Origin of the sequence: Ancylobacter crimeensis, from assembly GCF_023016805.1 — a bacterium.
GTDB classification, from domain to species: Bacteria; Pseudomonadota; Alphaproteobacteria; order Rhizobiales; family Xanthobacteraceae; genus Ancylobacter; species Ancylobacter crimeensis.
The window spans coordinates 449646-462473 of sequence record NZ_JALKCH010000001.1 but is presented as its reverse complement, the minus strand read 5'-3'; the positions used below and the strand labels follow the sequence as shown (position 1 = coordinate 462473).

Below are 12828 nucleotides of genomic sequence, written 5' to 3'. Positions count from 1 at the left end.
GCCGGTTCAGTCCGGGAATTCCAGCCCCATCTCGCGATAACGCTCGGGATCGTCCGCCCAGTTCTCGCGCACCTTCACGAACAGGAACAGGTGCACCTTCTGCTCGAGGATCTCGGCAATCTCGGCGCGGGAGGCGGACGAGATGGCCTTGATGGTCTCGCCGCCCTTGCCGAGCACGATCTTCCGCTGACTCTCGCGTTCCACGAAGATGGTCTGCTCGATCCGCACGGAACCGTCCTTGCGCTCCTGCCAGCTCTCGGTCTCCACCGTCGAGCGGTAGGGCAGCTCCTCGTGCAGGCGCAGGAACAGCTTCTCGCGGGTGATCTCGGCGGCCAGCATGCGCATGGGCGCGTCGGAGATCTGGTCCTCCGGATAGAGCCACGGGCCATAGGGCAGGATGCCGGCCAGCCAGTCGCGCAGTTCCTTCAGCCCGTCGCCCTGCAACGCGGAGATCATGAACAGCCGGTCGAAGCTGATGCGGTTGGCGATCTCCTGCGCGAGGCCGAGCAGATTTTCGCGCTTCACCAGATCGACCTTGTTCAGCACGATGGCGCGTGGACGGCGCACCTCGGCGAGGCCGCGCAGGATGGCCTCCACCTCTTCGGTGAGGCCGACGCGGGCGTCGATCAGCAGCACCACGGCATCGGCATCGCCGGCCCCGCCCCAGGCGGAGCGCACCATCGCCTTCTCCAGCCGGCGCTTTGGCGCGAAGATGCCGGGTGTGTCGACCAGAATGATCTGCGTCGCCCCGTCCAGCGCGATGCCGCGCACCAGCGAGCGCGTGGTCTGCACCTTGTGCGAGACGATCGACACCTTGGAGCCGACCAGCGCGTTGGTGAGGGTCGACTTGCCGGCATTGGGCGCGCCGATCAGCGCGACGAAGCCGCAGCGGGTCGCCTCGGAAGCCTGGGAGCCCGGCTCGGCCGGATGCGGGTCGTGGTCGGTCATGAAACAACTCGCTGGAGGAAGGCGCTGGCCGCGGCCTTCTGCGCATTCTGCTTGGAAGTGCCGTTGCCTTCCACCGGCTCGTAGCCATCGACCTCGACCGCGATGCGGAATTCGGGGCTGTGGTCCGGGCCGCTGCGCTCGATCAGGCGGTAGGCGGGCGGGGGCAGGCCGCGCGCCTGCGCCCATTCCTGCACGGCGGTCTTGGGATCGCGACGGGCGCCGCGAAGGGCGGCGAAGCGCGGGCGCCAGAAGCGCTCCACCGCAGCCTCGGCAGCATCATAGCCGGCATCGAGATAGATGGCGGCCAATACCGATTCGGCGACATCGGCCAGGATGGCGCGGCGCTCGCGCCCCCCGGCGCGGTCCTCGCCGGCGCCGAGCCGCAGATAGCGCCCGAGCCCCATCGCCACCGCCACCTCGGCGCAAGCCTCCTCGCACACCAGCTCGGCGAGGCGGCGGGAGAGGTCGCCTTCCTCCGCATCCGGGAAGGCGCGGTAGAGCATGTCGGAGATCACCATGCCGAGCACATGGTCGCCGAGAAATTCCATCCGCTGATAGGAGCGCACGCGCACCGAGCCGCCCGGCCGGGCCGTCACCGCGCTGATGTGGGTGAGCGCGAGCGCGAGCAGCGTGCGGTCGGCGAAAGCGTGGCCGAGCGCCGTCTCCAGCGGAGCGAGGTCGGAATGGTCGACCGGTGCGCCGGTGCGCGCGCGCCGGTTCATCGGACGAGGGTGAAGAAGCGATTCCAGCGCAGAGTCCACGGCCATTTCCAGAATTCCCAGGCCGATTCGCCTTCTCTCACCGAGAAGAAGATGAGCTGGGCGCGGCCGATGAGATTCTCGTAAGGCACATAGCCGACCTGGCTGAGCACGCGGCTGTCGGTGGAATTGTCGCGGTTGTCGCCCATCATGAAATAATGGTCGGGCGGCACGGTATAGACCGGGGTGTTGTCGTAGAAGCCGTTATCGACGAGATCGAGCGTGTAGTAGCTCACGCCGTTGGGCAGCGTCTCGCGCCAGCGCTTCACGGTCTCGGAGCGCCCGTCGGCCTCCTCGTCGACCCAGGTGCTGGCCGGCTCGCGCTTCACCGCCTGGCCGTTGATGTGCAGGACGCCGTCGATCATCTGGATCTGGTCGCCCGGCAGGCCGATCACCCGCTTGATGTAGTCGGTCTCGCCGTCGCGCGGCAGCTTGAACACCACCACGTCGCCGCGGTTGGGCGGCGAGCCGAGGATGCGGCCTGAGAACAGCGGCGGCGAGAGCGGCAGCGAGAAGTGCGAATAGCCGTAACTGAACTTCGACACGAACAGATAGTCACCGACCAGCAGCGTCTCCTTCATCGACCCGGAGGGGATGTTGAAGGGCTGGAACAGGAAGGTGCGGATCACGATCGCGATGAGGAACGCATGGATGATGACGCGCACCGTCTCTCCGATGCCGCCTTCCTTCTTCGGTTCCGTCGCTGCGCTCATGTGGTCTTCCGCCAGGGGATGCGGCGAGCGGGAATGCGGCGCCTGAAAGGCCCCGCCGCTCGCAAGGGTCCGCTCCTATAACCGCTCGCATCGCAGGCGGCAACGCGCGCGGCTCACGTTTGGGGGAGGTGCCGCTGCGGCGGCCGGCCCCCCTCTCCCGCGCGAGGTCAGCGCGGCGTGCCCTTCGGCACCGCGCTGATGATGACGAAGGCCTGCGCCGTCGGGCCGTCATCGGTGATGGTGAGGTCGATTCGCGCCTCATATCCCTCCGGCGTCATCCGGGCGAGCCGCGCCGCCGCGCCGCCGGTGAGCGCCATGGTCGGGCGGCCGGAGGGCAGGTTCACCACCCCCATGTCGCGCCAGAACACGCCCTGCGCCAGCCCGGTACCGAGTGCCTTGGAGCAGGCCTCCTTGGCGGCGAATCGCTTGGCGTAGCTTTCCGCGCGCTTCACCCGCCGGTCGGATTTCGCCCGCTCGACGGGGGTGAACACCCGGTCGAGAAAACGCTCGCCGTGCCGCTCCAGCGTCTCGGCGATGCGCCGTGCGTCGATGATGTCCGAACCGATGCCGAGGATCATGCCGCGCCCCTCCCCGCCTCACGCCGCCATGCCGGCCCGGAGCGCCGCGCGCCCGCGCGCCATGGCCGTGCGCATCCGCCGCACGGCGGATTCCAGCCCCTCGAACAGCGCCTCGCCGACGAGGAAATGGCCAATGTTCAGCTCGCGGACCTCGCCCAGCGTCGCCATCGTCTCGGCCGTGGCGTAGTCGAGCCCGTGGCCGGCATGGACCTCGAGGCCGAGCGCATCGGCCTGCCGGGCCGCGGCCACAAGCCGGGCGAACTCGGCCGCCGCCGGTTCATGATCGCCGGCCGCGACGAGGTCGCACCAATGGCCGGTGTGCAGTTCCACCACCGCCGCACCCGTGTCGAAGGCGGCGCCGATCTGCGCCGGGTCGGGTGCCACGAAGAGGGAGACGCGGATGCCGGCCTCGCCAAGCCGGGCAATGTGCCCGCGCAAGACCGCGCCGCCGCCCACCACGTCGAGCCCGCCCTCGGTGGTGCGCTCCTCGCGCCGCTCCGGCACGAGGCAGCAGGCGTGGGGGGCGATGGCGAGGGCGATGTCCACCATCTGGTCGGTCGCCGCCATCTCGAAATTCAGCGGCACGGAGATCTCGTCCTTCAGCGCCCGCATGTCCGCGTCGCGGATGTGGCGGCGGTCCTCGCGCAGATGCGCGGTGATGCCGTCCGCTCCCGCGGCGATGGCGAGGCTCGCCGCACGCAGCGGATCGGGCAGGCGCCCGCCGCGCGCATTGCGCAGGGTGGCGACGTGATCGATGTTCACGCCGAGGCGGATCGGCTTCACGACGGGCGTCACGCTCACGGTTTCACGCCCTGAATGCCGCGACTGCCAGGCTTGATGGCGGGAATCGCGGCCAGTTCCGGCGGCAGCGCGTCGGCCGGATAGGCGGGAATGTCGAGCTGGGCGAGCGAGACCAGCTTCACCCCGAGATCGGCCTTGCCGCCGGAGCGGTCGATCAGGCAGGCGGCGCCCACGATGGTGCCGGGATATTCGGCCAGCGAGGCGAGGCATTCGCGCGAGGACAGGCCCGTGGTCACGATATCCTCGACCATCAGCACGCGCGCGCCGGCGGGAATGGCGAAGCCGCGGCGCAGCGCGAACACGCCGTTCTCGCGCTCCACGAACATCGCCTTGGCCCCGAGCTGGCGTGCCGTCTCATAGCCCGGAACGATGCCGCCGACCGCGGGCGACACCACGATGTCGATGGGCCCGAACGCCGCCGTCACCTTTTCCGCCAGCGCGCGGCACAGCTTCTCGGTGCGTGCGGGATCCTGGAAGATGAACATCTTCTGCAGGAAGACCGGGCTGCGAAGACCCGATGAGAGAATGAAGTGTCCTTCGAGGAGGGCCCCGGCGTCCCGGAACTCCTCCATGACCTCGTCCTGCGTCATGTCGCGTGCGGCCTCACTGGGTATCGGAAATCGAACCCGTGATACCCGATCGCCCGTCCCGCGTCACGAGAGGAGGCGAGGCACTCCCTTACGACGTAGGGATGCTACGTGCCGGTGCGGGCATCTCATTTCTTCCACGTGGGGTGGAAGAGAGGCACGTGCAGATAAGAGCGCGCCGGGCTCACGGAGGACGCGAATTCGCAGATTGGGACAAGGCTCCCTCTCCCCGCAGAGGAGCGTTGAGGGAAGCCGCCGCTCACCACCTCGAAACGGTCCTCACCCCTCACCCGCTCCACGCCGACCTCTCCCCGCGGGGAGAGGTGAAAGAACGCGCGATTGCCGGGGAGGAGCACTCCGGGGCGGGTACCGATCCCGCTCGGCCGCAAGCCGCCGGAGCGCCACTCCACCAGCACGCCGTTTCATCAGCCCGCCATCTCACTCCGCCGCCAGCGCGGCGGGGGCATCGCCCGCGGCGTCGTTCTCGCCCAGTTCGTCCGTCCACACCTGGAAATGGCTGAGGAAATGCGGGCCGAAGGTCGAGACGATGGCGACGTCCGCGGCGTCCCGCCCGCGGGCGATCACCACGCGGCCGATGCGCGGAATGCGGTGCCGGGCGTCGAAGCTGTACCAGCGGCCGTCGAGATAGACCTCGAACCACGCACTGAAATCCATCGGCGCGGGGTCCTTCGGCACGCCGATATCGCCGAGATAGCCCGTGCAATAGCGCGCCGGTATGTTCATGGAGCGGCACATGGCGACCGCCAGATGCGCGAAATCGCGGCACACGCCGCGTCCTTCCGACAGGCTGCGAAAGGCGGTGCGGGTATTGTCGGCGAACGGATAGCCGAAGGTTATGCGCTGGTGCACATGATCGACGATCGCCTGCACCCGCGCCCAGCCTTCCGGCAGGTGGCCGAACAGCGACCACGCCTCCGGTCCGACAAGATCGGACTCGCAATAGCGACTGGGCAGCAGGAAAGGCAGCGCGTCCGGCGGCAAATCGGCGACCGGGGTCTGGCGGGCGTCCGGCACCACCTCGTCGGGCAGGCCGCTGTCATGCACCACGCCGTCATTTTCGATGACGGTGCGACCGGCCGGCAGGAGCGCGCGGCGCACGATGTTGCCGAAACTGTCGGTGTGGCTGCGCAGACGGAGGTCGGGGCCTGCGCTGGCGCCCTCCTCCCGCTCGATATCGCGACGACGGGACGGGTGGATATCGACAAGGAACATCGCGGGGGTCGGCTGCGCACAGTCGAGCGCGAGTCTATATCCGAAGCGGATGCGCATCGGGGATCCTCGATCTTGAAGAAGGGATGGCTTGCAACCGGCCGCAACGGCGATCCGGCCTTACGCGACATCCGGCATCTGGCTGTCATGCAGGGCGGCGCATGATCGATCCCGGTACGCGATGGCGACGACACACGAATTCGGCCTGGGCGGCCAGGCGCGCAACCTTGCCCTCCGCTTCCATGGCGCCATCGCGCCAGAAGCGGCCACGCGCCTCGCGCATGCGGCCAGCAAGCATCCGGAAGAGATTCCTGGCCATATCCGCGCGCATCGTTCGTCTCCCCATCATATGACAGGCAAATGCAGGAAACGCACGGAAGTTCCACTTTCCCGGGCAGATTGCGCGGAAAGGTAGCAATACGCCGTCGGATCACGCGGGATCAGGCGTTGAGGCGCTCGACGCTGGAAATCACCGGCCGGGTCCGCAGATCGGCGAGGATGCCGTTGAGGTGGCGAAGGTCGTACACCTCGACGTCGATCACCATGCGGGTGAAGTCCGCAGAGCGCGAGGACATCTTGAGATTGGCGATGTTGCCGCCCCGTTCGCCGATCACCTGCGCGATCTGGGCAAGCGAGCCGGGCTCGTTGGTCGCCGTCACCACGATCTGCGCGGGAAAGCGCTGCGGGCTGTCCTCGTCGATGTCCCAGCGCACGTCGAGCCAGCGCTCCGGCTCTTCCTCGAAATCCTGCAGCGCCGGCGACTGGATCGGATAGACCGTGATGCCCTCGCCGGCGGTGAGGATGCCGACGATGCGGTCGCCCGGCACCGCGCCGCCATTGGGGGCGAAGCGCACCGGCAATTCGCCGTTCAGGCCGCGGATCGGGATGGAGGTGGCGGGATCCGCCTCGGCCTCGATGCCGGGAATCTTGAATTTGAGGCTCTGGTTCTGCTTCAGCTCGAACCAGCCCTCCCCGCGCGGGGCCCCGGCGCGCTCGTCGGGCCGCGCGCTCGACCATTCGGGATGCAGCGCCTTGATGACGTCCTCGGTGCGGATCTCGCCGCGCCCGACGGCGGCATAGAGTTCCTCCAGCGTGGGACGCGCCAGCCGGCCCAGCGCGGCGCCGAGCTTTTCCTCGGAGAACGCCTTGCCGGCGCGGGCGAAGGCGCGCTCGGCGATCTTGCGGCCGAGCGCGGCATATTGCGCACGCACGGCGGCACGGGTGGCGCGGCGGATGGCGGCGCGGGCCTTGCCGGTGACGACGATGCTCTCCCACGCCGCCGGCGGGGTCTGCGCCTGCGAGGTGATGATCTCGACCTCGTCGCCATTGTGCAGCTCGGAAACGAGCGGGGAAACCTTGCCGTTGATCTTGGCGCCGATCGCGGTGTCGCCGACCCCGGTGTGCACCGCATAGGCGAAGTCGATCGGCGTCGCGCGGCGCGGCAGCGCGATCAGCCGGCCCTTTGGGGTGAAGCAGAACACCTGGTCGTGGAACAGTTCGAGCTTGGTGTGCTCGAGGAACTCCTCGGGGCTGGAACCTTCCGCCAGCAGCTCGATGGTGCGGCGCAGCCAGGCATAGGCGTTGGAATCGCGGGTCAGCAGGTCGTCCGCCGGACCGCTGCCATCCTTGTAGAGCGCATGGGCGGCGATGCCGTATTCGGCGATCTCATGCATCTTGCGGCTACGGATCTGCAGCTCGACGCGCTGCCGGCCCGGCCCGACCACGGTGGTGTGGATCGAGCGATAATCGTTCTGCTTGGGCGTCGAGATGTAGTCCTTGAAGCGGCCCGGCACGACCGGCCATTTGGTGTGCACGACGCCCAGCGCGGCATAGCACTGCTCGGTGCTGTCGACGATGACGCGGAAGCCGTAGATGTCGGAAAGCTGCTCGAAGCCGACCGCCTTCTGCTCCATCTTGCGCCAGATCGAATAGGGCCGCTTCTCGCGCCCCTTCACCTGCGCGGTGACGCCCTTCTGCGACAGCGCATCGGTGAGTTCGCGCTCGATGGCGGACAGCACTGCGCCGCTGCTCTCCTTCAGCGTGTCGAGCCGCTGCAGGATGGAGTTGTAGGCCTCCGGCGAGAGCTGGCGGAAGGAGAGGTCCTCCAGCTCCTCGCGCATGTCCTGCATGCCCATGCGGCCGGCGAGCGGGGCGTAGATGTCCAGCGTCTCCTGCGCGACGCGGCTGCGCTTTTCCTCCGGCACCCATTTCAGGGTACGCATGTTGTGCAGCCGGTCGGCGAGCTTCACCAGCAGCACGCGCACATCGTCGGCGATGGCGAGCAGCAGCTTGCGCAGGTTCTCGGCCTGCTTGGCCTGGCGCGAGACGAGATCCAGCTTCTTGATCTTGGTGAGGCCCTCGACCAGCGCCGCGATCTGCTTGCCGAAGAACTTCTCGATCTCCTCGCGGGTGGCGTCGGTGTCCTCGATCGTGTCGTGCAGCAGGGCCGCGACGATGGTGGCGTCGTCCAGCTTCAGATCGGTCAGGATCGCCGCGACTTCGAGCGGGTGCGAGAAATAGGGATCGCCCGAGGCACGCACCTGCGCGCCATGCGCGCGCATGGCATAGACATAAGCCCGGTCGAGGAGCGCTTCGTCGGTGCTGGGATTATACCGGCGTACACGCTCGACGAGCTCGTACTGCCGCATCATGACAGATCAACCCGCGAAGCCCCGACTCCACAGGCGGGTCGGCTCACTCGAATATCATCATCGCGCATGCACTGCGCAAGATCGTGATTGCACTGCGCAAGATCGCGAGGCGATACGGGGCGTGCCTTGCACAGCCGCATTCCACCGCAACGAAACGACCGTTTCGCGGTATCCGGATGACGGTTGCGGAGCGGTGTGCGCGCAATTTTACAGCTTGCCATTGCTTAGAAAATCGTCACAAATTAACGAACAATTCAAACGCTCTTTGGCCATAGGGACGTACCCATGGATGCATTTTTTCCATGGCTGGGCTATCTCATCGCCTATGTGATCGGCGGCATACTCGGCCTGCTGGGCGGCATCCTGTTCTGCGGGATGGCTTCGCGACGGGATGCTATGGAACTTGTTGAGATGCGCGCCCGCGCTGCGGATCTGGAACAGTATCTCGCCGCGCTGGCGGCGGGGGACGATGCCGTGACGACGGCGCCCAGTCCGCTTCTCCGCGATGCCGCCACCCCCATCGACGAGATGCCGCGGCATGCCCCCCGTCGCGTCGCCTGAGACCGGAGGGGCGCCGGCCGATGCGCCGCGGCGTCCTCTCTCCTCCCCGGCCTTGCCCCGTAAACAGCACCGCCCGGCGCACCATCCGCGGAGCGGAGGCAGGCCGGGCGGCAATGGCACGATCCGCGGCGCCGGATGGCCGGCGCGGCGGGATATCGGGACGGCGTCAGCCCTCTTCGTCGTCGCTCGGCTCCGGCGGCACGAGGCCCTGCAGGCCGGCCAGCAGCTCTTCCTCGGTCATGCGGTCGAGCATGATGTCGGAATCGTCCGCACCGCCCTCGACGCTGGAGGCGATGAGCGGAACGGTCTCGGGCTCGGGCTCGTCCACCTCGGTGAACTTCTGCAGCGAGTGGATCAGATCTTCCTTGAGGTCTTCCGGCGAGATCGTCTCGTCGGCGATCTCGCGCAGCGCGACGACCGGATTCTTGTCGTTGTCGCGGTCGATCGTGATCGGCTGACCGGAGGAGATCTGCCGGGCGCGGTGGCCCGCGAGCAGAACGAGCTCGAAGCGGTTGTCGACCTTGTCGATGCAATCCTCGACGGTAACGCGAGCCATGCCTCGGCACTCCTGAGGTGGAATTTAGGGGGATCAACCCTCCCCTTATCGCAACAGCGCCGGAAGGGCAAGCCGGAGCCGCTTCACGCGGAAGCGACCGGACCACCCGTGGCCGGCTCACGAATTACGTACCTCCGCCCACTACGCGCCACAATGGCGGTGTGATACATTCGCCAGCGTTATCGCGCACGCGGTGCGCATCATCATTTTACCTTGCCTTCGGAAATTGCGTATCATGACGCCTGGAATGGAAAAGATTGCCCTTTTTATTGACGGTGCCAACCTATATTCGGCAACGAAATCACTTGGGTTTGATATTGATTATAAGCGGCTCCTGAAGGAATTTCAGGGGCGCGGCTATGTTTTGCGTGCATTCTACTACACGACCCTGGTCGAAGATTCGGAATACTCGTCCATCCGCCCGCTGCTCGACTGGCTGGATTACAACGGCTATTCGGTCGTTACGAAGCCGGCACGAGAATTTACCGATAGTCAGGGCCGCCGCCGGATTCGCGGCAACATGGACATCGAGCTCGCGGTCAACGCGATGGAACTGGCCGCCCATGTCGACCACATCGTGATCTTCTCCGGCGACGGCGATTTCCGCTCGCTGGTCGAGGCGGTGCAGCGCAAGGGCGTGCGGGTGAGCGTGGTGTCCACCGTCAATACCCAGCCGCCCATGATCTCCGACGAATTGCGCCGGCAGGCCGATGCCTTCATCGACCTCGTGGAACTGCAGTCCCGCATCGGCCGCGACCCCGGCGAGCGTTCGGGCCGGATGCAGGAGACGCCGCGCTTCCTTGAACGGCGCACCCCGGCCGCCACCGGAACGCCGGACGATCTGCCGGAAGGCTGAGCCGTTCCCTGCCTTACCCTGCCCGCCGAGCACCGCCCCGCCATGGTCGCCCGCCCCCGTTCCGACAGCCTGCCCGCGGCAATGCCGACCGCGTCGGAGCCCTCGCGCGATTGCCCGCTTTGCCCGCGCCTTGTCGCCTTTCGCGAGACATGGCGCGCGGCCGAGCCGGCATGGAGCAACGCGCCGGTGCCCTCCTTCGGGCCGCGCGAGGCACGCCTGCTCATTGTCGGCCTCGCGCCCGGACTGCGCGGAGCCAACCGCACCGGACGGCCCTTCACGGGGGACTATGCCGGCGAACTTCTCTATGCGACGCTGATCGAATACGGCTTCGCGATCGGCCGGTTCGAGGCGCGCCCCGACGACACGTTGCGCCTCGTCGACGCCCGCATCACCAACGCGGTGCGCTGCGTGCCGCCGGAAAACAAGCCGACCACACAGGAAATGCGTACCTGCCGCCCCTTCCTGTCCGCGACGCTGGCGGAACTGCCGGGCGTCGCCGCCATCGTCGCTCTAGGCAAGATCGCCCATGACCAGGTGCTGGCCGCCCATGGCGAACGGCTTTCGCACTTCAAATTCGTCCACGGTGCCCGCCACCGCATCGGCGGGCGGAACGAGCGCGGCGAGGTCGCGCTTTTCGACAGCTACCACTGCTCCCGCTACAACACGAACACCGGCGTGCTGACGCCGGACATGTTCCGCGCGGTGTTCGCACAGGTGCGGGGGTTTCTCGACGCAGAGGGCTGAGGCGCCCGCGCCCTCCGCCGTCATCGCGACCTCAAGGAGCGGACAGCGCGCCGCTCCCGGCGTCCCCGTCCGGCCGAACCCGCGCCCTACCCTTCAACCGGTGCCCACAGCACCTGTTCGATGCGGCTCGCCCCGCTGGCCAGCATCACCAGCCGGTCCAGCCCCAGTGCGATGCCCGAGGCTTCCGGCATCATCGCCAGCGCGGCGAGGAAATCCTCGTCGATCGGGTAGCGATCGCCATAGATGCGTTCCTTCTCGTCCATCCAGCGATTGAAGCGGGTACGCTGCTCGGCGGCATCGGTGAGCTCGCCGAAGGCGTTGGCGAGTTCCACGCCGCAGGCATAAAGCTCGAAGCGCTCCGCGACACGCGGGTCGCCCGGCTTGGGGCGAGCGAGCGCCGCTTCGGCGACGGGGTATTCGCACAGCACGGTCGGCCGCCCCATGCCGAGATGCGGCTCGACCTTCTCCACCAATATGCGGGTGAACACATCCGCCCAGATGTCATCCTCCGCAACCCGGATGCCGGCCTCCCGGGCCGCGTGCCACAGCGTGTCGCGGTCGGTCGCGCCATCCGGCGCGATGCTGACGAACAGGTCGATGCCGGCGAAGTGCCGGATCGCATCGGCCACCGTCAGCCGCTCCGGCGCGACGAAAGGATCGGCCTCCCGGCCGCGGAAGGTCAGCCGGCGCGTGCCCGCCGCATCCGCCGTCGCCGCCAGCAGGCCGGCGCAATCCTCCATCAGCACGTCATAGGCGGCCCCGGCGCGATACCATTCCAGCATGGTGAATTCGGGATGGTGAAGCGTGGTGCGCTCGCCATTGCGGAACACCCGCGCCAGAACGAACAGCCGCTCCTCCCCCGCCGCCAGCAGCTTCTTGGCGGTGAATTCCGGTGAGGTGTGCAGATAGCGCGGCGCGCGCGTACCGTCCGGGCGCACCAGTTCGGTCGCGAAGGCGGCCAGATGCGTCTCGTTGCCGGGCGAAACCTGGAGGATCGGCGTCTCCGCCTCCACGAAATCGCGCGCGGCAAAGAAGCCGCGGACGCCCGCCGTGATTCGCTGGCGCGCCATCAGGAAGGCCCGGCGGTCGGCATGGACATCGCGCGCCCACCAGGGCGAGGCGGGAGCGGGCACGGGAATGATGGGCGTCGCGGCGGACATCGCCGTCTCTCCGGGGTTGGCGGCGGGCGGGCGCGCTTGTATAGGAGGCGCCCAACGGACATCCCGGTGCGCGCATGGAGTGCGCCCACCCAACAGCCAGAGGACCGCAATGGTCAAGGTCATCGCCAGCACGCTGCGCAAGGGCAACGTGGTCGACATCGACGGCAGGCTCTACGTCGTGCTCACCGCCGAGAACATCCACCCCGGCAAGGGCACCCCGGTCACCCAGCTCGACATGCGCCGCATCTCGGACGGCACCAAGATCTCGGAGCGCTACCGCACCACCGAGCAGGTCGAGCGCGCCCATGTCGAGGACCGGCCGCACACCTTCCTCTATTCCGACGGCGAAGGGTTCCACTTCATGAACCCCGAGACCTACGACCAGATCGCCATGCAGGCCGACGACATCGGCGACCAGTCGGCCTATCTGCAGGAAGGCATGCAGGTGATGCTCTCCGTTCACGAGGGCAACGCCATCGCCATCGAACTGCCGCAGCGCGTGGTGCTCGAGGTGGTCGAGACCGAGCCGGCGATGAAGGGGCAGACCGCCTCCTCCTCCTACAAGCCGGCCGTCCTGTCGAACGGCGTTCGTTCCGCCGTCCCCCCGCACATCTCGACCGGTACCCGTATCGTGGTGATGACCGCGGACGGCTCCTATGTCGAGCGCGCCAAGGACTGATCGACG

The 12828-nt window shown here is 67.6% G+C and carries 15 protein-coding genes; 4 read left to right on the top strand and 11 right to left on the bottom strand.

Going from position 1 to position 12828, the window contains the following annotated elements:
* Window positions 1–6: 6 nt before the first annotated feature.
* The 9 genes from era to MWN34_RS01990 all read right to left on the bottom strand — a co-directional run bounded on the left by era (window position 7) and on the right by MWN34_RS01990 (window position 8266).
* Window positions 7–948, bottom strand: a complete 942-nt coding sequence (gene era / locus MWN34_RS02030; protein WP_247026045.1) for a GTPase Era — start codon at window positions 946–948, stop codon at window positions 7–9.
* Window positions 945–1670 (bottom strand): ribonuclease III, encoded by a 726-nt coding sequence (rnc, locus tag MWN34_RS02025; RefSeq protein ID WP_247026155.1) that lies wholly within the window; start codon window positions 1668–1670, stop codon window positions 945–947. The genes era and rnc overlap by 4 nt, the downstream gene beginning before the upstream one ends.
* The gene (lepB, locus tag MWN34_RS02020) at window positions 1667–2419 is read right to left on the bottom strand and encodes a signal peptidase I (protein ID WP_247026043.1); all 753 of its coding nucleotides are present in this window, start codon (window positions 2417–2419) and stop codon (window positions 1667–1669) included. Before lepB ends, rnc begins: the two co-directional genes overlap by 4 nt.
* A gap of 167 nt (window positions 2420–2586) precedes the next feature.
* Window positions 2587–2997, bottom strand: coding sequence for a holo-ACP synthase (acpS, locus tag MWN34_RS02015; protein ID WP_247026041.1), 411 nt, complete (start codon window positions 2995–2997; stop codon window positions 2587–2589).
* Window positions 2998–3015: 18 nt separating this feature from the next.
* Complete coding sequence (locus tag MWN34_RS02010; protein WP_247026153.1) at window positions 3016–3792, bottom strand: pyridoxine 5'-phosphate synthase; 777 nt, start codon at window positions 3790–3792, stop codon at window positions 3016–3018.
* A gap of 2 nt (window positions 3793–3794) precedes the next feature.
* Window positions 3795–4388, bottom strand: a complete 594-nt coding sequence (pyrE, locus tag MWN34_RS02005) for an orotate phosphoribosyltransferase (RefSeq protein ID WP_247026038.1) — start codon at window positions 4386–4388, stop codon at window positions 3795–3797.
* 435 nt (window positions 4389–4823) lie between these two features.
* On the bottom strand, window positions 4824–5675 hold the full coding sequence (locus MWN34_RS02000) for a transglutaminase-like domain-containing protein (protein WP_247026036.1): 852 nt from the start codon (window positions 5673–5675) through the stop codon (window positions 4824–4826).
* 85 nt (window positions 5676–5760) lie between these two features.
* Window positions 5761–5946: a hypothetical protein gene (locus MWN34_RS01995; protein WP_247026034.1), complete on the bottom strand. Its 186-nt coding sequence runs from the start codon at window positions 5944–5946 to the stop codon at window positions 5761–5763.
* A gap of 109 nt (window positions 5947–6055) precedes the next feature.
* Window positions 6056–8266: a RelA/SpoT family protein gene (locus MWN34_RS01990; protein WP_247026033.1), complete on the bottom strand. Its 2211-nt coding sequence runs from the start codon at window positions 8264–8266 to the stop codon at window positions 6056–6058.
* Window positions 8267–8551: 285 nt separating this feature from the next.
* Between MWN34_RS01990 and MWN34_RS01985 the strand changes: the two genes are divergently transcribed.
* Window positions 8552–8827, top strand: a complete 276-nt coding sequence (locus MWN34_RS01985) for a hypothetical protein (protein WP_247026025.1) — start codon at window positions 8552–8554, stop codon at window positions 8825–8827.
* Between the two features lie 166 nt (window positions 8828–8993).
* Here the strand turns inward: MWN34_RS01985 and rpoZ are convergent, their stop codons facing one another.
* On the bottom strand, window positions 8994–9383 hold the full coding sequence (rpoZ, locus tag MWN34_RS01980) for a DNA-directed RNA polymerase subunit omega (protein ID WP_247026023.1): 390 nt from the start codon (window positions 9381–9383) through the stop codon (window positions 8994–8996).
* Between the two features lie 235 nt (window positions 9384–9618).
* On the opposite strand from rpoZ, the gene MWN34_RS01975 reads away from it, so the two are divergent.
* Both MWN34_RS01975 and MWN34_RS01970 read left to right on the top strand, forming a co-directional pair.
* Complete coding sequence (locus MWN34_RS01975) at window positions 9619–10239, top strand: LabA-like NYN domain-containing protein (RefSeq protein ID WP_425532039.1); 621 nt, start codon at window positions 9619–9621, stop codon at window positions 10237–10239.
* 42 nt (window positions 10240–10281) lie between these two features.
* Window positions 10282–10983, top strand: a complete 702-nt coding sequence (locus MWN34_RS01970) for a uracil-DNA glycosylase (RefSeq protein WP_281502809.1) — start codon at window positions 10282–10284, stop codon at window positions 10981–10983.
* 86 nt (window positions 10984–11069) lie between these two features.
* Here MWN34_RS01970 and epmA read toward each other — a convergent pair whose 3' ends face one another.
* On the bottom strand, window positions 11070–12143 hold the full coding sequence (gene epmA / locus MWN34_RS01965) for an EF-P lysine aminoacylase EpmA (protein WP_247026020.1): 1074 nt from the start codon (window positions 12141–12143) through the stop codon (window positions 11070–11072).
* A gap of 109 nt (window positions 12144–12252) precedes the next feature.
* Here epmA and efp point away from each other — a divergent pair, with 109 nt between their 5' ends.
* The gene (efp, locus tag MWN34_RS01960) at window positions 12253–12822 is read left to right on the top strand and encodes an elongation factor P (RefSeq protein WP_247026018.1); all 570 of its coding nucleotides are present in this window, start codon (window positions 12253–12255) and stop codon (window positions 12820–12822) included.
* Window positions 12823–12828: the final 6 nt, after the last annotated feature.

Bases quoted from the DNA above. Each gene is read 5' to 3' on its own strand.
- era (WP_247026045.1), bottom strand. From the start codon at position 948: ATGACCGACCACGACCCGCATCCGGCCGAGCCGGGCTCCCAGGCTTCC.
- rnc (WP_247026155.1), bottom strand. From the start codon at position 1,670: ATGAACCGGCGCGCGCGCACCGGCGCACCGGTCGACCATTCCGACCTC.
- lepB (WP_247026043.1), bottom strand. From the start codon at position 2,419: ATGAGCGCAGCGACGGAACCGAAGAAGGAAGGCGGCATCGGAGAGACG.
- acpS (WP_247026041.1), bottom strand. From the start codon at position 2,997: ATGATCCTCGGCATCGGTTCGGACATCATCGACGCACGGCGCATCGCC.
- pyrE (WP_247026038.1), bottom strand. From the start codon at position 4,388: ATGACGCAGGACGAGGTCATGGAGGAGTTCCGGGACGCCGGGGCCCTC.
- MWN34_RS02000 (WP_247026036.1), bottom strand. From the start codon at position 5,675: ATGCGCATCCGCTTCGGATATAGACTCGCGCTCGACTGTGCGCAGCCG.
- MWN34_RS01995 (WP_247026034.1), bottom strand. From the start codon at position 5,946: ATGCGCGCGGATATGGCCAGGAATCTCTTCCGGATGCTTGCTGGCCGC.
- MWN34_RS01990 (WP_247026033.1), bottom strand. From the start codon at position 8,266: ATGATGCGGCAGTACGAGCTCGTCGAGCGTGTACGCCGGTATAATCCC.
- MWN34_RS01985 (WP_247026025.1), top strand. From the start codon at position 8,552: ATGGATGCATTTTTTCCATGGCTGGGCTATCTCATCGCCTATGTGATC.
- rpoZ (WP_247026023.1), bottom strand. From the start codon at position 9,383: ATGGCTCGCGTTACCGTCGAGGATTGCATCGACAAGGTCGACAACCGC.
- MWN34_RS01975 (WP_425532039.1), top strand. From the start codon at position 9,619: ATGACGCCTGGAATGGAAAAGATTGCCCTTTTTATTGACGGTGCCAAC.
- MWN34_RS01970 (WP_281502809.1), top strand. From the start codon at position 10,282: ATGGTCGCCCGCCCCCGTTCCGACAGCCTGCCCGCGGCAATGCCGACC.
- epmA (WP_247026020.1), bottom strand. From the start codon at position 12,143: ATGTCCGCCGCGACGCCCATCATTCCCGTGCCCGCTCCCGCCTCGCCC.
- efp (WP_247026018.1), top strand. From the start codon at position 12,253: ATGGTCAAGGTCATCGCCAGCACGCTGCGCAAGGGCAACGTGGTCGAC.